General features: G+C 38.2%; 19 protein-coding genes and 1 pseudogene. 11 read left to right on the top strand and 9 right to left on the bottom strand.

The genetic code is table 11. The features are described from left to right. Positions 1 to 76 precede the first annotated feature (76 nt). Together H5S41_RS08885 and H5S41_RS08880 are read right to left on the bottom strand one after the other, a co-directional pair. Positions 77 to 394, bottom strand: a complete 318-nt coding sequence (locus H5S41_RS08885; protein ID WP_076460125.1) for an ArsR/SmtB family transcription factor — start codon at positions 392 to 394, stop codon at positions 77 to 79. A gap of 162 nt (positions 395 to 556) precedes the next feature. Further along, positions 557 to 2,278, bottom strand: a complete 1,722-nt coding sequence (locus tag H5S41_RS08880) for a LysM peptidoglycan-binding domain-containing protein (RefSeq protein ID WP_182603022.1) — start codon at positions 2,276 to 2,278, stop codon at positions 557 to 559. A 413-nt stretch (positions 2,279 to 2,691) separates the two neighbouring features. Between H5S41_RS08880 and H5S41_RS08875 the strand changes: the two genes are divergently transcribed. After that, the gene (locus H5S41_RS08875; protein ID WP_182603021.1) at positions 2,692 to 3,633 is read left to right on the top strand and encodes a LacI family DNA-binding transcriptional regulator; all 942 of its coding nucleotides are present in this window, start codon (positions 2,692 to 2,694) and stop codon (positions 3,631 to 3,633) included. 122 nt (positions 3,634 to 3,755) lie between these two features. Here the strand turns inward: H5S41_RS08875 and H5S41_RS08870 are convergent, their stop codons facing one another. Beyond that, entirely contained in the window at positions 3,756 to 3,941 is a 186-nt protein-coding gene (locus tag H5S41_RS08870; RefSeq protein ID WP_003665077.1) for an LBP_cg2779 family protein, read from the bottom strand. Between the two features lie 224 nt (positions 3,942 to 4,165). On the opposite strand from H5S41_RS08870, the gene H5S41_RS08865 reads away from it, so the two are divergent. From H5S41_RS08865 to hisS, 3 genes are all read left to right on the top strand, one after another. After that, the gene (locus H5S41_RS08865) at positions 4,166 to 4,786 is read left to right on the top strand and encodes an LVIS_2131 family protein (protein ID WP_182598531.1); all 621 of its coding nucleotides are present in this window, start codon (positions 4,166 to 4,168) and stop codon (positions 4,784 to 4,786) included. Positions 4,787 to 4,789: 3 nt separating this feature from the next. Then, the gene (locus H5S41_RS08860) at positions 4,790 to 5,986 is read left to right on the top strand and encodes an MDR family MFS transporter (protein ID WP_182603201.1); all 1,197 of its coding nucleotides are present in this window, start codon (positions 4,790 to 4,792) and stop codon (positions 5,984 to 5,986) included. 325 nt (positions 5,987 to 6,311) lie between these two features. Further along, positions 6,312 to 7,589 carry a histidine--tRNA ligase gene (gene hisS, locus H5S41_RS08855; protein ID WP_182603020.1) on the top strand — a complete coding sequence of 426 codons (1,278 nt, stop codon included), beginning with the start codon at positions 6,312 to 6,314 and terminating at the stop codon, positions 7,587 to 7,589. 75 nt (positions 7,590 to 7,664) lie between these two features. On the opposite strand, the gene H5S41_RS08850 is transcribed toward hisS, so the two are convergent. The 4 genes from H5S41_RS08850 to H5S41_RS08835 all read right to left on the bottom strand — a co-directional run bounded on the left by H5S41_RS08850 (position 7,665) and on the right by H5S41_RS08835 (position 10,772). Next, positions 7,665 to 8,159 carry a winged helix DNA-binding protein gene (locus tag H5S41_RS08850; protein ID WP_182603019.1) on the bottom strand — a complete coding sequence of 165 codons (495 nt, stop codon included), beginning with the start codon at positions 8,157 to 8,159 and terminating at the stop codon, positions 7,665 to 7,667. A 102-nt stretch (positions 8,160 to 8,261) separates the two neighbouring features. After that, on the bottom strand, positions 8,262 to 8,903 hold the full coding sequence (locus H5S41_RS08845; RefSeq protein WP_182603018.1) for an NAD(P)H-hydrate epimerase: 642 nt from the start codon (positions 8,901 to 8,903) through the stop codon (positions 8,262 to 8,264). Between the two features lie 161 nt (positions 8,904 to 9,064). Beyond that, positions 9,065 to 10,450, bottom strand: coding sequence for a L,D-transpeptidase family protein (locus H5S41_RS08840; RefSeq protein WP_182603017.1), 1,386 nt, complete (start codon positions 10,448 to 10,450; stop codon positions 9,065 to 9,067). Positions 10,451 to 10,529: 79 nt separating this feature from the next. Beyond that, complete coding sequence (locus H5S41_RS08835) at positions 10,530 to 10,772, bottom strand: hypothetical protein (protein ID WP_153709304.1); 243 nt, start codon at positions 10,770 to 10,772, stop codon at positions 10,530 to 10,532. Positions 10,773 to 10,963: 191 nt separating this feature from the next. Here H5S41_RS08835 and H5S41_RS08830 point away from each other — a divergent pair, with 191 nt between their 5' ends. Further along, positions 10,964 to 11,614, top strand: a complete 651-nt coding sequence (locus tag H5S41_RS08830; protein WP_182603016.1) for a L,D-transpeptidase — start codon at positions 10,964 to 10,966, stop codon at positions 11,612 to 11,614. A gap of 198 nt (positions 11,615 to 11,812) precedes the next feature. On the opposite strand, the gene H5S41_RS08825 is transcribed toward H5S41_RS08830, so the two are convergent. Beyond that, positions 11,813 to 12,394, bottom strand: coding sequence for a hypothetical protein (locus tag H5S41_RS08825; RefSeq protein WP_182603015.1), 582 nt, complete (start codon positions 12,392 to 12,394; stop codon positions 11,813 to 11,815). A gap of 70 nt (positions 12,395 to 12,464) precedes the next feature. Between H5S41_RS08825 and H5S41_RS08820 the strand changes: the two genes are divergently transcribed. After that, positions 12,465 to 13,676, top strand: coding sequence for a D-alanyl-D-alanine carboxypeptidase family protein (locus H5S41_RS08820; protein WP_182603014.1), 1,212 nt, complete (start codon positions 12,465 to 12,467; stop codon positions 13,674 to 13,676). A gap of 51 nt (positions 13,677 to 13,727) precedes the next feature. Further along, positions 13,728 to 14,577 (top strand): annotated as a pseudogene (locus H5S41_RS08815) (alpha/beta hydrolase). A gap of 81 nt (positions 14,578 to 14,658) precedes the next feature. Here the strand turns inward: H5S41_RS08815 and H5S41_RS08805 are convergent. After that, positions 14,659 to 15,780, bottom strand: a complete 1,122-nt coding sequence (locus H5S41_RS08805) for a glycerol dehydrogenase (protein ID WP_182603012.1) — start codon at positions 15,778 to 15,780, stop codon at positions 14,659 to 14,661. A gap of 430 nt (positions 15,781 to 16,210) precedes the next feature. On the opposite strand from H5S41_RS08805, the gene H5S41_RS08800 reads away from it, so the two are divergent. The 4 genes from H5S41_RS08800 to H5S41_RS08785 are packed head-to-tail and all read left to right on the top strand — an operon-like array spanning position 16,211 to position 19,333. After that, positions 16,211 to 17,428: an MFS transporter gene (locus H5S41_RS08800; protein ID WP_182603011.1), complete on the top strand. Its 1,218-nt coding sequence runs from the start codon at positions 16,211 to 16,213 to the stop codon at positions 17,426 to 17,428. Next, entirely contained in the window at positions 17,415 to 18,287 is an 873-nt protein-coding gene (locus tag H5S41_RS08795) for a shikimate dehydrogenase (RefSeq protein ID WP_182603010.1), read from the top strand. The genes H5S41_RS08800 and H5S41_RS08795 overlap by 14 nt, the downstream gene beginning before the upstream one ends. Before the next feature lie 6 nt (positions 18,288 to 18,293). Further along, on the top strand, positions 18,294 to 19,049 hold the full coding sequence (gene aroD, locus H5S41_RS08790) for a type I 3-dehydroquinate dehydratase (protein ID WP_182603009.1): 756 nt from the start codon (positions 18,294 to 18,296) through the stop codon (positions 19,047 to 19,049). 11 nt (positions 19,050 to 19,060) lie between these two features. Continuing rightward, a complete protein-coding gene (locus H5S41_RS08785) occupies positions 19,061 to 19,333 on the top strand; it encodes a chorismate mutase (RefSeq protein WP_153709295.1) in 273 nt (90 codons plus the stop codon). Positions 19,334 to 19,335: the final 2 nt, after the last annotated feature.

Genomic DNA, 19,335 nt, shown 5'->3' with positions numbered 1-19,335 from the left:
CTAAGTTTGCCTTAGCATGAGTTCTAAACGCCTTTCTTTTATAGCAATTGGGGGATCCCAATTAATATTCACTAAATTAGATAATTTTTTCAGCATGACTTAAAACATCAGCGATTAGGGTCATTACCTGTGGATCTTCCAGATGATAGATGACGGTCTTTCCCTCTCGCCGTTGTTGAACTAAATTATATTTTCGCAATAGTTGCAGTTGGTGGGAAACCCCCGATTGTTCCCAGTTCAACTTCATACTAATTTCAGAAACGCTCATTGAATGTTGAATAAGCAAATATAATAGTTGTAATCTTTTGGGATTACCCAATAGCTTAAATAGTTGGCTGATCTTATTAACGTTTGGAATATCAGTCGTTCGACGGTTTACCACAATAAATACCACTTACTTTCTATAAACTCCCTAAATATTAGTTCGTGAATATTAACAATAAACTGCTTACTCTTATTCTAAAACATAAAATATTTTTTTTAAAACAAAAAAGCAAAAAGCATAGATTTTCTTATACCTTTTGCTTTATATAATATAAATGGGTTATCGGTAGTTTTATAGTGCTAAGTGTTGCCCTACAAAAATAGTATATGGACTTTGTAAGTTATTCTTAGCAGCGATTGCCCGCCAATTTAAGCCATGGTAAGCAGCAATCTTAGATAATGAATCACCGCTTTGTACAACGTAGCTTCCACGGTTAGCCGTTGAATAATTATTGTTTGAACGAACGCGAACTGTTGAATTTGTTGTACCGTTAACTTGTAATTGTTGACCAACCCGAATCAAGTTTGGATTTTCGATATGGTTGGCTGAAGCTAAAGCAGCTGTTGTAGTGTTGAACCGTACAGCAATAGCAGAAAGGGTGTCACCACGTTGAATGGTGTAAGTACCGTGACTAGTTGTGGTATTACTGCTTGTTTGATGTGCAGTTGAAGCAGCGTTACTGCTTTGGTTTGAAGTTGATTGATGAATAGTTAACACTTGACCAACGCGGATCAAATTAGGATTGCTAATGTGGTTAACTTGAGCTAAGTGTGTGTAAGTAGTATTAAACTTATTTGCAATACCGGAAAGAGTATCCCCGTTTTGAACAGTGTATGTATTGGTATTGCTGTTAGTATTTGTAGATTCAGCTTGCTTAGCAGGTGCAGTTGTTGAAGTCTGTTGGGTTGCAGCAGGTTGACGAACCAAGAGCCGTTGACCAACGTAAATCCGGTTTACATTATGGATGTCATTTAATGAAGCTAACTTATTAACCGTTGTGCTAAATTCACCAGCAATGCGTGATAAAGTATCACCGCTCTTAACAGTATAATAACCTGTATTTGAGGAAACATTTACATTTGTTTCTGGATTTTGAGCACTGTTTGTTTGCTTGTTTGTAACAACCTTACCAGAAAGAGCAACAGCATCTAGTTGGTTTAAATTGTAAGTTTGAACAAAGCGAATTAAGGTGCTAGCGTAACTTGGGTCAGTAGCATAACCATCTTGACGTAATTTTCTGGCAACAGAAGCATAGTCTGTATCGCCGAGCAAGTTACTGTAACGCCGGTTTACATTAAGGAATCGACCGTGGTCTGCAACTGATTCGGAGTTATTAGCATATGCACGGAAATTAGCGTTAACATAAACACTCCGACCACCGTAAACTTCACGAGTTCTCATAGTAACAGAATTACCATTGTATGAACCCTTGATACCAAAGAGGTTATGTGCTTGTGTAGATAAAGCAGAACGTCCCCAGCCACTTTCAACAATGGCCTGTGCAACAGTTACAGAAGGAAGAACCTTGTATTCATTCCATCCTTGAATTGCACCGGGAGCAACACTTTGAATAAAGGCTTGTTGAGAAGCATTATTACTAAAGTGAAGACTATTAAGGTCGGTAGTTGCATTTTCTTGAGCTGCACTTGTTGCTTGTGGAGCAGCAGGAGTAGCTTGTTTTTGTGCGCTTACTGCAGAAGAGGCAGGAGCGGTGCTGGCAACGGCACTAGAAGCTTGAGCAGCACTAGCAGCAGAACTCGTTGCAGATGATGCACTGACAGCGTTAGCACTACTTTGAACAGCACTTGAAGCACTTGTGCTGTCAGCACTGCTTTGTTGTGTAGTAGCAGCAACTGGTTGGTTATTTGAAACTGGCGCATTGTCAGCAGCATGAGCAACAGCACCAGTAGTAGTTATTAAAGTAACAGCAGTTAAACCAGCAAACATCCATTTTTTTCCACTCTTGTACATTTTAAAATGTGTTGCTGGATCTGTATTTGATTGATGATTCATTGGCAGAGACTCCTTATGTTATATATTAAAGATCTTAAACATAATATTTAAAAGTGGCTTATTAATCATTTCATAAATTAAAATGATAGCAAAAAGTAAAAAAGTTTAAGAAGTTCTAAAGATTTCAACTACTAATAACCTAGCATTAATTTTTCCGAGCGTCAATCCAATTTGGGTGGCGGAAAAGCGATATATCCTTTAAAATCGCTATTTAAATCGTATAAAATCAATAATTACCATCTTCACAAGAACTACTTTATCGATTGAAAAACATTTTAAAACAAATGATAGAATAAACATATGTAATTATAGTATTGTAGGTAGAATGTATAGTATAAGTTTAGAAATAATCATCGATTGTTCAAATTTAGTAAGCTATAATAAAGTAACTTAAATTAATGAGGAGTTTTAAAATGGTTGCTAAGTTAAAAGATGTCGCCCAACTAGCCGGGGTTTCAGTGACTACTGTTTCCCGTGTAATAAACAATTACGGTTCATTAAGTCAAAAGACAATTGATAAGGTTCATGCGGCAATGCGGGAGTTAAACTATCAACCAAATGCACTAGCACGGGCAATGCAAGGGAAGCCGTCTAAGTTTGTAGGCTTAATTTTTCCTAACCTAACTAATCCCTTCTTTGCTGAATTGGCAAATGAATTAGAACATGAATTGTTTAAGAAAAGTTATAAAACAATTATTGCATCATCTGCACAAAATCCAGAAATCGAACATGAGTATTTAAATATGTTAATGGCTAACCAGGTTGATGGAATTATATCAAGTTCGCACAATCTTGATATTAAAGAGTATCACCAATTAACAGCCCCAATCGTTTCATTTGATCGATATTTAGCTGATAACATTCCGATTGTTGCGGCAGATAGTTATCACGGTGGCGAATTAGCAGCTAAATATTTAGTGGATCATGATGTTAAGCACTTAGCAGTGATTGTTGATGAAGATACATCTGTCTCGCCAACGATTAACCGGATTCAGGGCGCACTTGATTTCCTAAACAAGCAAAACCGCGACTTTGAGCCGTTAGCAATCCAGAATTTAGACTTAAAAGCAACATTTCCCGGAAACTATGATGGTGTTTTAGCTTCTAATGATGTTCAAGCGCTAACGATTTACAACCTCTATCGCAGTGCGGGAAAGCAAATAAATAAAGACTTTTTCATTACAGGCTATGACGGCTCGCAGTTAATCCGAAAATTGGCGCCATATTTGCCAACTGTTATTCAACCGATCCCGTTACTTGCCCAAGAATTAATTCGCACATTGATGAAAAGAATTGAGACACCAAATGAAACTATAAAAACAACCCTTGTACCCGTTGAATTTTATCAGCCATAAAAAATGGAGACCGGAAAATTTTACTTTTTCCGATCTCCTTTTTTACAGGACAAAAATTAAGTTATAATTTTGTTCCATAATATTTACGTTAAGTTTTTGCCACGACGGCATGAATCATAATGTTACTTACTTTGCATGAACCGTTGAAGCAATTCGACTTCTTCTGAAGTTACAGGGGTGTTAGATGATTTAATCTCGTGAATTCGTTCGACAGAAAGATGACTGCCAAAAGCAACTTCATTATCATTTAAGTCATTTTCACGCTCAAAGTTAATCAATTCTTGAGCAAGCTCACTCAAATTGTCCATGAAAAAACTCCTCCTTAATGGAATTATTAAATAATTTTACTCTTATGTCCTATTCTAAATCAAGACACGGCTTGTTACCAAAAAATAGTTTAGCACAGTTTGAATAGATCCAAGTAGTTTATTTTATTAAATTTATCTGTTTGTGGCTAAGATTTAACGACAAGTGAATGATTTTGTGTGATAATCAAGGTAAATCTTTTTAGAGAATGGAGTATTTGTAAGTTATGAGTTGGAATTGGTTAGGATGGGTATCTTGGATATGTTCAATTCTGTTTTTTTGCTATGTTATCCATTATATCCGCGTTCATCAGTTGATGCTGATTGCCAAGACAAAAAAAGTAGTTGAGACTAGCTTGATGATTCGCTATATAATTCTGTTGCTTGTGTCATTATGCTGGTTAGGAGGGATGCTGTACCTAACATTCTTCCGACCGGTTGATATCAATAACCACCAAGAAACACGGACATCAATTACTTGTAAACCATTACAAATGGGGAACAAGTCAGATGATTTTTATTATGTTTTAGCTACTCGCAGCAAGAGTGGCAAACATCCGATTGTTTCTTACACATATTGGACCGGTAATGATAAATACACAACAAATTCTCGCTTCGGGTCTGTATCTGACGGCTCACGAATCATTAACTTAAGTGCTAGTGCCTTGCCATGGGATAAGAAACAGCTAGAAAAAGAAGACGCAAAGACAGGTCATGCATTTGCTGCCGTAATGGATGTTAAGTATAAAAATACGGTTATTAATGGACTAGGATTAAAAGCAAATCGTAATGCTGCTACCTATACGCTTTTACGGGTTCCTTCTCCTGAAATGGTATCTGAACGTTAAATGATGAAGCAACAAACAGTAAAATTAAAATGGGTTGCCTTTGCTAGTTTATTAAATAACACTGGGGCAGCTTTTTTATGGCCGCTTACAACCATGTACTTGCATAACTATCTGGGTCAAAGTCTGACAACTGCAGGTTTTGTCATGTTGGTGATGTCCATTGCAATGATGAGCGGTAACTATTTAGGAGGCTGGTTATTTGATCACTGGCGACAGTATCAGACAGCTTTAATTGGTGTTAGCTTATCCACGTTGGCAATTTTCCTGCTAATCTTTATTCACGGTTGGCCGTGGTATGCTGTCTTAATTACCATTAATAGTTTTGGTGATGGAATTAATGCTACAATAGTTAATTCCTATGGGGCAATGGTAAGTGACCATCCGGCTCGCTATGTTTTTAACTATATCTACATGGCATTCAATATTGGAGTGGTCATTGGAACGTTATTAGTTGGTGTCTTATTACCAATCAGTGTTGTGGTTGTTTTTGTCGCTGCAACAGTTTTCTATGCGTTCTTAACAATTTTGGTAATATTAACCTTTAACGTTGAAGTGGGGGTAGCTAAGAAAGCGCAGGGGATTAAGGAGCGTCATAAGGTCCCCCGTCAGCTGCATCACCGGTGGATTATTCTTGTTTGGTTCATTTTAATAAATTACATCACGGTCCATCTTAGTTATTCACTGTGGGAAAGTGTAATGGCTGTCCACATGACTAATATGGGGATTCCATTTTATGCATATAGCATGTTGTGGACACTAAACGGGGTATTGATTATTGTCGGTCAGCCGTTGGTAAATAAGCTAAGCCCGTACATGAGGCTGTCAACACAGATTATAATCGGCCTCTTTATTTTTGCGGTCTCATTTTTCTTGCTAATTTTTGCGCGAACGTTATTTGCCTTTGTCCTTGATTTTGTAATTTTAACAATTGGGGAAATGACGAGTTTTGCAGGTCTTCCAGCATGGATTACACAATTAACTAATGTGAATGAAGCAGGGCATTATCAAGGTTTGCTTAACATTATGATGTCAATCGGTCGCGCACTCGGTCCCTTATATGGGGGATATATTATCGAAAAGGGCAACTATCAGATATTATTCCTGTCAGTCTTTGGGATGATGATTATAACGCTTGGGATTATTTGTATTTATTTATATTATTTGCATCGAATCCAGCATCGGCTTAATTTAGAGAAATGATACCCAAATTGATTAAGCTATGGTAAAATCACTATTGTATTATAAAAGCATTGACGTAGAAACAAAGTACCTGTGTAATAAACAGAGATCCGGTAGTGTTGAGAGCTGGAGACAGGTATGATCCACCTCTACTAGCTGAATAGGTGAACTTGATTAGTAGCCTGTTCCGGTTGATCCGTTATCGTCAGAAGTTAATAACTTCATGAGGCAGTAACTGTGAGGTTGCTGTAAATAGAGGTGGAACAGTGATTAATATCGCCCTCTAAGGCTACGTGGTCTTAGAGGGCTTTTTGTTTTATACGTAACGAAAGGGGAAAAGTAAATAATGGATTATCAAAAGCCAAAGGGAACAGCTGATATCTTGCCAGGTACTACAGGTATTTGGGAAAAAGTAGAACAAAATGCCCGCGAAGTCTTTAACCAATTTGGATATCGGGGAATCCGAACGCCGATGTTTGAAGATTATAATGTTTTCTCACGGAATGTAGGGGACACTTCTGATATCGTTGAAAAGGAAATGTATGACTTTCACGATAAAGGCGACCGTCATATCGCACTTCGCCCTGAAGGTACTGCTGGTGTGGTTCGGGCTTATGTTGAAAACAAACTTTACGGTCCGGAATATCCTAAGCCATATAAGGTTTACTACATGGGACCAATGTTTAGATATGAACGGCCACAGTCAGGACGTCAACGCGAATTTCATCAAATTGGGGTCGAAGCATTAAATAATGAATCACCGCAAATTGATGTTGAAGTTATTTCAATGGCGATGGCACTCTTTAAGAAATTTGGAATCCCAAACGTTAAATTAGTGATTAACACGCTTGGTGATAAGAAGGTTCGTGAAGATTATCGTGAAGCTTTAATTAACTATTTAAAACCACACTATGATGAATTGAGTAAAGATTCGCAAGAACGTCTATACAAGAACCCATTACGAGTATTAGATAGTAAAGATGCCGGTGATAAAAAGATTGTCGCTGAGGCACCTTCAATTCTTGATTATCTTGATGATGAATCGCAGGCCTACTTTGATGAAGTACAATCATTATTGAAAAAATTAGGGATTGACTTTGAAATTGACACTAATATGGTTCGGGGGCTTGATTACTATAACCATACGATTTTTGAGATCATGTCCGATTCGCCAGCATTTGGTGGCGGTTTTACGACTGTTTGTGCTGGTGGACGTTATAACGGCTTAATTAGTCAGCTTGGCGGCCCAGAAGAAGGCGGAATTGGTTTTGGAATGGGTGTTGAACGATTAATGCTCCTTTTGCAAGAGGAGAATCCAGAATTTGCTCCTAAAGATCAGCTGGATGTTTTCTTTGCTAGTGCTGATGAGCAAGGGGATGAAATGGCATTTGAAGTCCTTAGTAAAATTCGGCAAAAAGGAATCATTGCAGATAAGGATTATAGTGGTGTGAAGGTTGGAAAACAGATTAAGGAAGCTTTCCGTCGTAATGCAAAATACTTTGCTGTGTTTGGAACTCGTGAAGTTGAAGAAGGACAGTTCCAATTAAAGAATGCAGCAACGAAAGACACGGTTGACGTAAAGATCGCTGATTTCATTGCAGAACCTGCTAAATATTTGAAATAATTTACCAAGATGGTAATAAATAGAGACCGAGAAAAACTAACTGTTTTTCTCGGTCTCATTCGTTTTTTCAAGAATTTAGTTGCAAATATTCTCAAGTGCAATGTAGTTAACATTGCGATTCTTATAATCTTCCAGCAACTTGTTAATAAGATTGTCAAGTTCACGTTGTTCATCATTACTTAAGGTATGGTAAGCTGCTTCTGCGATGTTATCACGTCTAGATAATAGCTTGTCAGCTGCTTCTATTCCTTCATCGGTAAGACGAATTTTATATTCCTCATCACTGATAATACTGGTTGTTGCCAGGTTATTTGCTACTAACGCTTTAGTAGCATCACTAAGTTCACTCGGACGGTAGTCAAACTCATAAATTAATTGGTGACTCAATAGGCCATCATTATGTCCTCGTAAAATACGGAGGAGACGATGGTAATTATGACGGTCAGGATAGCCGGACAAGCAATATTCGCCACGACGTTCTTCTTCAATATGAACGTGACATTTTAGCATTGCCTGATATTTCTCGAAATCTTTAATATCTAAAAATAACTTGGTCGTTAATTCTGACATATTATTTACCTCCAAATCAATTCATCAAAACTCCTACCAGTTATTATAATAATATTAATAATTAGATATTAATAGTGAAATGACTTGAGGATAAAAGCGGCTTTAATCATCAATAGCATAGGTTCCCATGTCATTAGCGATAACAATACGACCAGCATAACTAGCACCATCGCCTTTTACTAGACCGACCTTGTTATATGCGAATGTAACAGTAGCGGTAGCTTTAACAGCAGTTCCCATTATTTCTCCGGTATCAGTGTTAATTCCAGAAGGCATGTCGACAGCAACCACAATAGCATCTGTATTATTAATTGCCTTAATAGCCTCAGCGTAATTGCCCGTTACTGGACGATCAATCCCGATTCCAAACATTGCGTCAACTATTAAAGTTGCATTGTCAAGAACGGCAAAATCAGTTGTTTCAGGAATTTGATAGTATTTCACAATGTTGTCTTGGGTTTGGTGCTCATTTGAAGCGTGGGCAGGATTACCAACATTAAGTATTGAGACATGAACGCCAGCAATATGAAGTAGCCGGGCGATTGCTAATCCGTCGCCGCCATTATTTCCGCTTCCAGCAACGACAACAACATTTTTAAGGTTTAGTGGGAAAGCATGTAGAATTTCATCTCGAACGGCTAGGGCAGCTCGCTCCATTAATACAAGGGAAGGGATACCAATAGTATTAATTGTATAAGAATCATAATGACGCATTTCTTCTGCAGTAACAATTTTATCTGTCATAATGTAAGCCTCCTAAATATACACCTTAAATGTAACACGATTTAGGGTAAGAAGGTTCACAGATATGATGTAAATTTATCTTTAAAAAGACAGCACCCTATCCGTATATAAAGATAGGGAGATAAAAAGCCCTCAGCAAATTGCTAAGAGCTTTCAGTAATTTAGTAAACAATAACCGGTTCATCTTTTTCTAAGTCATGGTAGGCTTGACCAGCAATACTTGGCTGCATGTTAATACAACCATGCGAACCATCATTTAGGTAGGCAGTCTTTGACCAATTATGGCGCCAACTTGCATCGTGGAAGCCACAGCCGGTTTCGGTAAATGGTGACCAGTAATTAACTTTGCTTGCATAACTAGACCCATCATCATTTTGGCCGCGGAGAACCGATGGACTTTGCTGGTACATAATATACCAGACTCCCTTTGGCGTTTTATTGCCTTCGTTGTTAGTTCCGCTTACGATATCTGATTCAAGCACGCATTTTCCATCTTTGTAGAAGTAGGCTCGTTGGTCAGCTAACGAAACTTCGGCATAAGTGTTACCGATTCCGTGATTAGTGGTAACGTTGTAGCCAAGACCGGTAGTATTATAGCCAGTACCTTCTATGTCGTTTTTCCCGTTAACTTCCTGCTGTCCGTTAACAATTGCCTTTGTTAGTGAGTCACCGGCCTTTTTCTCACTAATTTTCCAACCATAGGAACCATTAGCAGTAGTTGTAATTTCAGAACCGGAATGGGTCCTAAATTTGAATGGCTTGCCAAGAGTAGCCTGCTCGTTATTAATCTTTTTAATTTGCTTATTTAATGCAGCAGTATTAAAGTTAAATTTTCCGTTGCGGTACGTAGCTTCGGTAATAATCTGGCTGCTTGCAAAATTATACTTTTTATCTTGAACGAGGTAGGTTACTTTTTTACTCTTTAGTTTCTCTAGTTGTTGTTGCTCATTCTTAACAGTTTTACTATTGGCAGAAAGCGGCTTTTCATTATGCAACGCGATGTTGATTTTAGTACTTCCCGCTTGGTTATTTAACTGATTAATGGCATTTTGAAGGTTGTATTTAGTTCCGTTTACAGCTGGAACGATTGAAACTTTATCATTACGATAAATGGCGTACGCATCAACGGGGGCCTTACGCTTAGCATTGAGTTGTTGAACCTGTTCAGTTACCTTAGATTTGGCGGTGTTTAGTGAGGATTCATCAAAATTATCCGGCTTAACTGCCAAATCTATTTCTTTATGCGATGGAAAGAGCGAAAACTGCTTCTTTAAGGCTTGATTAAATTTTTGCTCATCATCATTTGTGAACTTGGCTTTCATTGGTTTAGATTGGTAAACTAATTTATTGTCGACGTATACTTTTGTAGCTCCTGAGGTTCCCTTTACCTTTTCAAAAGCTTGCTTTGCGGTAAGTCCACCAACAGCAATATTGTTGATTGTCACATTTTTATTAAAATGATTTGTTTGGTGGATATACATACCGGCAATTAAGATGATTAGTAGTGCGACTAATCCAGTCAACCAGTATTTAATATTTGAACGCATTATACCTTCCTCAAATTAAAAATAATCACGTTTTTATCTTAGCACGTCTACTTAAATACTCAATAAAAAGATTATAAAATTAACGGGCTTTTAAATAACGGTCAATTCCATCAAGAAAAAACTTAAAGAATAGACAAATATTTAGTAGTAGAAATACTTTAAAAAATATTCGCCAACCAATTGCTTTTAAGGAAAGATGAAAAAGGTCATAGGCAATCACGAGAAAAATAAAAAGCAAATTAGCTCGTAAAATGTCTTTTGACCATTTATGATTGATAATGTAGAACCAGATAGTCGATAATTTTGAAAGAAATGATGTCATATTGAAATCCCCGTCAGAACTTATGAAAAGTTTGCGTAAATTATAGCAACAATAAAGAAAAAGATAGCAGTTAGATATGAAACCTTAAGATTATCCCGCATTTTAAACACCTTTCTAAAATGAAGATTGAATAAAAAATTCCCTATAATATAATAGTGATGTTTTGAATTATCTGTAAAGGAGAAATTAACTTGAACTTACGAGTAAAGCATTGGATTTATGGAATATTTTGCTTGTTAGTAGCAATAATTGCAATTGGTCCAGAATTACATGCTGCTTCGAATACCCATTCAGAGAAAGCAACAGTTGAATCGCAAGTAAAGGAAAAGAAATCAAATAATAACAATAATAGTGCAAGTCATATGCGAACACCGATTGATTGGCATAAGTCTTCAGAAACAATCCCTTATCCTGATTTAAGCAAGGTAAAGAATTTTTGGATTAAAGTTGATCTTAAAAATAACCGGACATATTTATATGATGGTTCAAAAATTATTTACACGATGTATAGCACTGGCGGAATCTATAAGAAGGATCCCAAGACAGGAGAAATGAAGAGTGCAACCCCGACAGGAACATTTTATGCTCAGCAAGAACGCGGTGATAGCTTCTTCAACCAATCTTTGAAAGAAGGGGCTAATTACTATGTTTCATGGAAGAATCATGGTGAATATTTATTCCATAGCGTCCCTACTAAAGCGGATGGCAAATATAATGAAGAAGAAGCTGCAAAGCTCGGCAAAACACAGGGTTCACATGGTTGTATCAGGCTTTCAATTCCAGATGCCCAATGGATGGAACAAAATCTGCCAGTCGGGACTAAGATTGAGATTGTCGGTTAATCGTGTAAGGAGATAATTTTAAGACCAATTAAAATTAGATCAATTATAAAGAAGATTAGAACGATTTGAATGATAGTGATTTTAGCTAAGGGGACAAAGTAGGCAAGCAGGTCATAAAAGAATATCAGAATTAATAAAATGAGGTTGCTGCCAAGTAAATGGTTAAAAAAGCGGCCTTGCTTTAATCTTAAAAACATTTTAATAGCCCTCCTTAACTAATAAGGGTGTGTTTTCTGGCAATGCTTGAAGCCATTTGGCATCGGCATGCGATACTTGAATAGTATTTTCAACTTTCGGTATTTTTTTCAGGTTATGCGGGACACGGTGGCTGTTCATATCCGTAACTGGAGTTTCAATATAATTACCATTACTGATTCCTAGCCAATTTTTAGATACAGCTTGCCGCGAACCATTGATATGATATATTTGCTGTCCCCGGGCGTGAAGGATATGAAGAGGACTTTTCTGTGCCGGTAAATTGATTTGGGCATGTACAATGTAGATTACGCGATGACTGTTAGAATTAATAACTAAAACTTGTTGCGGCTTTTTTAATGCGATTAATTCAATATGCGAGTTATTAACATTAGGATATGTCCACTTTTCCGAGGGACGGTTAATATTGGGAGAACGAAGCCGAGTTCGGTTGATAATTTGACTTGCTTTACTTGCTTGCGGGACAAAATTAGCAGCGTGATATGTGTAGACATTAAAGATAAAAATAAAGATGAGGAATAGAGTGACCGAGATCAAAAGCAAATGTTTAATTTCTTTATTCATGATGGATTCCTTTATTATTTATTGCTAAGTTTATCTTACCGTACTTGGAGGAAATAGGAGAATAGATTTCATGAAAAAAATGATAGTTTTTATTTTATCTCTATTCATGGTGTTGACGGTAGGGAGTCAACCGGTTTTAGCCAGCAGTCGAATTGATGCGACGGCAGCGATAATGGTTGATGCATCTACCGGCCAGATTATTTATAAGCAAAATATTGAAAAAGCACTTCCAGTAGCTTCGATCACAAAGCTTTTGACAATCTTGGTAATTGAAGACGAGATTCAGCAAAAACAGCTTTCGTGGGATACCCAAGTAAAAATAACCCCCGAAATTGCGGCAATTTCAAACGATTCTTCTTACTCATCAATTGGGTTAAAAGCAGGTCAATCTTACTCTGTCCGTACACTAATAAATGCCGCACTTGTCAAATCAGCTGACGGAGCGACTGTCGCTCTTGCAACTGCCACGGGAGATGGGACCGATGAGTTTAACCTTAAGATGATGCAAAAGGCTAAGAAGATTGGAATGACTCATACCAACATTGTTAATTCGGTTGGCTTAGATAATGGTGATATGAAAAGTTTCAAGTTAGCCGACCTTCCTAATAATGCCGCAAATACTATGAGTGCTCGTGATGTGGCGATTTTATCGCAATATCTTATAAGACATTATCCTGAGATTCTCCAAATCACTGCCCAAAAAGAAGTGAAATTTCAAATAGCAAAGGACCAAGTTAAGACTGAGAAAAACTTAAATAAAATGCTTCCCGGTGAGCAGTACACTGTAAAAGGAGTAACGATTGACGGCTTAAAGACTGGAACTTCTGATAGTGCAGGGGCTTGTTTTGCTAGTACGGGTAAATATCGCGGCCATCGAATTGTTACCGTTATTTTGCATTCAAAAGGTGATAATAAGGATAATCGATTTAAGGCAACACAAGACTTATATAATATTCTTAAAAGTGAATATCACCTCCAAAAAATAAAAGTGCCTTCTTCAGTAACAACACGTAAAGTGGCTAATGGAGCTGAAAAAACAATGAAACTAGGTCCACAGCAGGTAACAATCTGGAGCCCCTATGACACAAAAACCGACTATACAATCGGAACTCAATATAAAACTAGTCAATTAGAAGCGCCTATTTGGAAAGGCGAGCATGTTGGTAACTTAAGGATAACGAGTGACCAATTGGAAACGTTGACTGGCGAGCCTTTGACTTATTCCTTGTATAGCGTTAATGATGTGCGGCGCGGGAACTTTTGGCAACGGCTATGGCACTGATAAGTTAAAGAAAAATTTAAAAATTTAGACGTAAGGAAAGGCAGAAAAACGATGAAAAAAAGCCATATCGGAATTACCGCAACATTAATAGTTATTATTATTGCAATAATTGGTGGCGCATTTTGGCGTCAGCAAAAGCATAGTAAATATGTGCAATCAACAACCCCTACTCTTTTCTTTCATGGTGGCGGGAGTAGTTATCACGCTGAAGAACATATGGTAAATGCAGCTAAAAAGGCGGGGGTTACTAGTACCGTAATTCGTGCTAATGTTAGTAATGATGGTAAGGTAACGCTCCACGGCTCGATGCATAAGGGAGCAATTAACCCAATTGTTGAAGTTAATTATGAAAACAATCGTCAGTTAGATTTCAATAAGCATGGTGAATATGCTACGAATGTTGTAAAAGCACTGCAGAAGCGATACCGCATTACTAAAATTAATATGGTTGGTCATTCCCTGGGAAATATTTCAATTATTTATTACATGCTTAGAAATGGACAAAATCAAAATATGCCGCAATTGCAAAAACAGGTGGATATTGCAGGACATTTTGCCGGACTTCAAACAAGTTCCCGTTGCAATTCAGCAACCAGCTGGCATGAAAATAGATAAAGATGGCAAACCAAATAAAATGAATGCAACATATCAGCAAATGACAAAAGCACGGCAAATGTACCCTAAAGGTCAAGTAGCTGTCTTAAACATTGTTGGAGATGTAGGAGATAAGACTGATGGCCGGGTTGATAATGCGTCGACTTTATCTCTTAAGTATCTAGTAGGGTCACGAGCAAAATCGTATCGGGTCCTTAAGATAACTGGAAAAGACGCTCAACATTCAAAACTTCATGATAATGCTCAGGTCGATAAGGCTATAATTAATTTCTTGTGGGGAAAATAGGGAACACAAATAGGCCTCTAGAGTTCGGTTTTACCGCGCTTTAGAGGCCATTCTCTTTATTTTACGATATTAAGATATTGATTACATTCGACTATGGTGGCAACGGTGCTTACTTAGATATTGCTTACTATAAGCATCAACGGCACGGAATGCTTGAGCTACATCATCAGGGGTAACGGTAAATGGTAAGCGGTCCATTGTGTCTTGCTCAGAACAAGCAGCTTCTCCAGCCTTGAGTAACTCCTCATCAGAAACGTTCTCAAGGTGAAGGTCAGCAAGAGTTGTTGGTAAGCCTAATGATAAGATAAATTGGAAATACTTGTCATAGCGTTCTTTATTAGCGCCTTCAAGCATTAGTTGGGTCAATGTTCCATAGGCAACCTTTTCACCGTGCGTTAGGTCATGTGTTTCTTCAAGGATCGTTAAGCCATCGTGAATTGCGTGAGCACCAGATAAACCGCCGCTTTCAAAACCAAGACCACTCATAAGGGTATTAGCTTCAACAATCTTAGCGAGCGCTGGTGTAACAACATGATCTTGGGCAGCAGCAACGGCAAGGTGCGAGTAGTTAAATAATGTCTCCTCACATTTTTGTGCAATTGCATTACCAACTAAGGTTTGCTTTTCGCCAAGCATTGTATCACTGTTAGCTTTAGCAACTGCTTGTGCTTCAACATTTGTCGCAAGAGCGTCTGCAATTCCGGAGATCAACATGCGAACGGGACCGCCGGCAATAACCTGGGTATCGACTAACACTAAGTCAGGATTTTGGTTATAGAACCGGTAGTGATCGAAGCCACCGTCATCAGTGTAGATAACCGAAAGGCGTGAACAAGGAGCGTCATTAGAGGCAAGTGTTGGCATAATAACTACTGGCAGGTGCAAGTTATCAGCGATAGCCTTAGCGGTGTCAACAGTCTTACCGCCACCGAGACCATAAATTACCGAGACGTTATTTTCTTTACCAATAGCGGTTACGCGGTCAACTTCATTAGTTGATGATTCGCCGTTAAATTGGACGCGGGTAACATCATAGCCATTATCTTGTAAATATTCTTCAAATTTTTGGCCAACGATTTTGTAAACCGTACTGCCTGCTAATAATAGGGGCTTTTTACCGAAACTCTGTAAATACTTGTTACTTGCGAAAAGTACACCTTTACCTTGAATATAAGACGATGGTGAACCAAATTCTTCAACCATAAAAATCCCTCCAATTATACTTTGTGTACTACATAACAATATCACTTTTGAAGAATTGTGGAAAGCTTAGTTACTTTTAAGTGATTTAAAATTAAGTGTTGACTTTAAATTATTAGAATGTTTTAATAATAGACAATAATTAAACGGAAAGGAAGATTCTTGATGACCTCATTATCATTAACTACTAAGAAATATTATTTCGGCTTTGCTTACTTTATGTAGGTCCGTGCTGTTTAGGTGCGGACTGGGACGTTCGGACCTAAGCAGAGTTGAGTTAATGATGCTTTGCTAGGTGTTGGTCTAGTAGAGCGAGATATTCAGGATTCCTGTATATAATTACGGCAGATTGTCGTTGCCTAAAGCGCTAACTAGATTGACTAAGTCTCAGATCTAGTTAGCGCTTTTTTACGATTATTAAAGGAGAAGAGATATGGAAATGCCTATTGCAGAATCACAGATTAATAAACGACGCCTGTCATTAAGCCTTTACATGAATTACCTGATCCATGGCTTTGGAATCATTATCTTAGCACAAAACATGGTCGCTCTTGGTGGCACCTGGCAAGTACCGATTAAAACAGTATCCTTTGTTATTTCAGGAATTGGAATTGGCCGTTTAGTTGCCTACCTAATAACAGGAACGCTAGCAGATATGCTTAGTCGGAAATTATTTGTGTTTATTGGAATGGCCTGTTACCTAATTTTTGCGTTGGGAATGGTAATAACGCATAGTATTCCAGTTGCTTATGGTCTGGCAATTTTAGCTGGGATTGCTAATTCCGCTTTGGATGCAGGGACATACACGACGTTAGTAGAAATGAATAATGGTAAAGGCTACGATACGATTTTAATTAAAGGTTTTGTTTCTATTGGCGAATTTATCTTACCGTTAATCGTTGCAGCCTTATCCGCCAATAATCTATGGTTCGGTTGGTCTTTTATCGTGATGGCGGTATTAACAATTGCGAATATGATTAACATGAGTACGGTTAAGTTTCCTAAAATTCAACGGGTAACGCTCCGTCACCACCAGCAAACGGTTAATCAATCAAAAAAGTCACTAAGGAAAATTTTTGCGACAATTCTTTTATTAGGATACGGCTACACCTCAATGGCCGTGATGATTTGGTTTACTCAATGGATTACCCTCTTTGCCCAAAAGTCACTAGGATACGGTAACCTTACTGCCCATACTCTCCTATCGCTTTACAGTGTTGGTTCGATTATTGGGGTAATTACTCTATTCATCTTATTGAAGCGGAATATTAATGAAATGACTTTATTAATTAGTTTGAATTTAGTTGCGGTTATTGCATTATTAATTATTTTAATCGAAGGCAATAATATTAACCTCGTAAGTATTGCAAGTTTAGTGTTTGGTTTTAGCGCTGCTGGAGGAATTATGCAAACAGGGTTAACGGTTTTCATGAACCTCTACCCTCATCATCGGGGAATGGTAACCGGGGCATTTTACTTCTTTGGTAGTATTGCATCGTTCACGGTTCCGCTAATTACAGGAGTTTTATCAACCCACAGTATTCAATTAGCATTTGCTGGGGACTTAGCAGTCGCCTTGAGCGGTACGGTTTTAATGGTTGTTTTAGCTTTGTTAAATGTAAAGGAGAAGATTAACAATGGAACGAATTGATGGACACACAATTTTAATTGGACTAATGGCAACACCAATCAGACACTCAATGTCACCAACGATGCATAACAATGCTTTTGCCAAGCTTGGCTTAAATTACGCCTACCTTGCTTTTGAAGTCGGTAATGATCAATTAGCAGATGCAGTTCAGGCTATTCGGACACTTGATATGCGCGGTTCAAATGTTTCAATGCCAAATAAGCAAAAGATTTTACCGTTATTAGATAAATTATCACCAGCAGCTAAGATGGCAGGGGCGGTGAATACTGTCGTAAACGATAACGGGGTATTAACCGGCTACACTACTGATGGAACCGGATTTATGAAGTCGTTAGCAGACGAAGGATTAGATATTCGGGGAAAGAAAATGGTATTAACTGGAGCTGGTGGCGCGGGAACACCGATTGCTATCCAGGCAGCATTAGATGGGGTAAAAGAAATTACAATTTTTAACCGCCAAGATGCCCAGTGGAAGCAGGCTGAAAAGAATGTTGAAATGATTAATGCACAGACAAAATGCCATGCTAGTTTGCACCACTTAGAAGACCGCGCTGATTTTAAACATGAATTAGCAACTGCTGATATTTATTGCGATTCAACCGGAGTAGGGATGAAGCCGCTTGAAGATATGACCTTAGTTGAAGACCCAACATGGTTCCACGAAGATATGATTGTTTTTGATACCGTTTATGCACCACGGGAAACAAAGCTGATGAAAGTTGCTAAGGAAGCTGGTGTTAAGCATGTCCTCAACGGTCTAGGAATGATGCTTGAGCAGGGTGCGGAAGCCTTTAAACTCTGGACAGGGAAAGAGATGCCTGTTGAATACATTCACCAGTTATTGTTTAACGAGGAGTGAGGCTAGATGCGAACGGTTAGAGTAAGTGGACTTGAAATTGGGACGGGCAAGCCTAAAATTGCGGTTCCTTTAGTAGAGACAACGACAGCAGCATTAGTTGATGCAGCAAAACGGGCCTGTCAAGAACCAATTGATATGGTCGAATGGCGGTTGGATTTTTTTGACAATATTCATAGCAATGCAGCAATCATCGAAACAGCTCGTAAGTTACGCCAAATCTTAGACAGCCACCCATTACTAGTTACCCTGCGGACAAAAGGAGAGGGCGGTAATTACCAATTTCAGCTTACTGAGTATTCACATATTTACCAAGAGTTAATTAAGAGTCATTTAGTCGATTTAATTGATATCGAAGTTTTGCGACCGACAACTGTAGTATTGCCTTTGGTCCGGTTAGCACATGAAGAACAAGTTAAAGTTATTATGAGTAACCATGATTTTTGCAAAACACCGCCTGCAGATGTCTTACAAGCACGGATTAAACAAATGACTGATCTTGGTGCCAACATTGCAAAGTTTGCGGTTATGCCACGATCACGCGAAGATTTATTAACGATTTTGAGTACCAGTCTTCACCATGCGGATTTAGCAGATGGAATTCCTTTAGTGGCGATTGGAATGGGACAACAAGGAAAAATAATTCGGATTGGTGGCGAAATTTTTGGCTCATGCATTAGCTTTGGTACAGTTGGCAAAGCATCTGCTCCCGGCCAATTGGCAGTGACCGAATTAAGTAAAATTTTTGATGTACTACATGAATAGGGAGGGTTAATATGGAAGATTTATCAACAAGTCGAAAGAAAATTAATGAACTTGACCAACAGCTGGTAAAGCTTCTTGAAGAGCGTTTTAATGTTGTAACAGAGGTAAACGACTATAAGCTGAAACATGACTTACCGGTTCTTGATGCCAAACGTGAACAACAGGTGTTAACCAAAGTTGCGGGATTAACTAATCGCTCTGACCTGCTCCCGTATCTCCAGGAAATTTATCAGGAAATCATGCACCGTTCACGAGAATACCAAAAAAGCCAACGAAAGGATTGAAT

Origin of the sequence: Limosilactobacillus albertensis, from assembly GCF_014145555.1 — a bacterium.
In the GTDB taxonomy this organism is placed as follows: Bacteria; Bacillota; Bacilli; order Lactobacillales; family Lactobacillaceae; genus Limosilactobacillus; species Limosilactobacillus albertensis.
Note: the sequence above shows the minus strand (reverse complement) of the source record. Positions and strands in the feature narration are given on the sequence as shown.

What these genes read in the sequence shown, in the direction of transcription:
- H5S41_RS08880 (WP_182603022.1), bottom strand. Translation starts at nt 2,278, where the DNA reads ATGAATCATCAATCAAATACAGATCCAGCAACACATTTTAAAATGTAC.
- H5S41_RS08875 (WP_182603021.1), top strand. Translation starts at nt 2,692, where the DNA reads ATGGTTGCTAAGTTAAAAGATGTCGCCCAACTAGCCGGGGTTTCAGTG.
- H5S41_RS08870 (WP_003665077.1), bottom strand. Translation starts at nt 3,941, where the DNA reads ATGGACAATTTGAGTGAGCTTGCTCAAGAATTGATTAACTTTGAGCGT.
- H5S41_RS08865 (WP_182598531.1), top strand. Translation starts at nt 4,166, where the DNA reads ATGAGTTGGAATTGGTTAGGATGGGTATCTTGGATATGTTCAATTCTG.
- H5S41_RS08860 (WP_182603201.1), top strand. Translation starts at nt 4,790, where the DNA reads ATGAAGCAACAAACAGTAAAATTAAAATGGGTTGCCTTTGCTAGTTTA.
- hisS (WP_182603020.1), top strand. Translation starts at nt 6,312, where the DNA reads ATGGATTATCAAAAGCCAAAGGGAACAGCTGATATCTTGCCAGGTACT.
- H5S41_RS08850 (WP_182603019.1), bottom strand. Translation starts at nt 8,159, where the DNA reads ATGTCAGAATTAACGACCAAGTTATTTTTAGATATTAAAGATTTCGAG.
- H5S41_RS08845 (WP_182603018.1), bottom strand. Translation starts at nt 8,903, where the DNA reads ATGACAGATAAAATTGTTACTGCAGAAGAAATGCGTCATTATGATTCT.
- H5S41_RS08840 (WP_182603017.1), bottom strand. Translation starts at nt 10,450, where the DNA reads ATGCGTTCAAATATTAAATACTGGTTGACTGGATTAGTCGCACTACTA.
- H5S41_RS08835 (WP_153709304.1), bottom strand. Translation starts at nt 10,772, where the DNA reads ATGACATCATTTCTTTCAAAATTATCGACTATCTGGTTCTACATTATC.
- H5S41_RS08825 (WP_182603015.1), bottom strand. Translation starts at nt 12,394, where the DNA reads ATGAATAAAGAAATTAAACATTTGCTTTTGATCTCGGTCACTCTATTC.
- H5S41_RS08820 (WP_182603014.1), top strand. Translation starts at nt 12,465, where the DNA reads ATGAAAAAAATGATAGTTTTTATTTTATCTCTATTCATGGTGTTGACG.
- H5S41_RS08805 (WP_182603012.1), bottom strand. Translation starts at nt 15,780, where the DNA reads ATGGTTGAAGAATTTGGTTCACCATCGTCTTATATTCAAGGTAAAGGT.
- H5S41_RS08800 (WP_182603011.1), top strand. Translation starts at nt 16,211, where the DNA reads ATGGAAATGCCTATTGCAGAATCACAGATTAATAAACGACGCCTGTCA.
- H5S41_RS08795 (WP_182603010.1), top strand. Translation starts at nt 17,415, where the DNA reads ATGGAACGAATTGATGGACACACAATTTTAATTGGACTAATGGCAACA.
- aroD (WP_182603009.1), top strand. Translation starts at nt 18,294, where the DNA reads ATGCGAACGGTTAGAGTAAGTGGACTTGAAATTGGGACGGGCAAGCCT.
- H5S41_RS08785 (WP_153709295.1), top strand. Translation starts at nt 19,061, where the DNA reads ATGGAAGATTTATCAACAAGTCGAAAGAAAATTAATGAACTTGACCAA.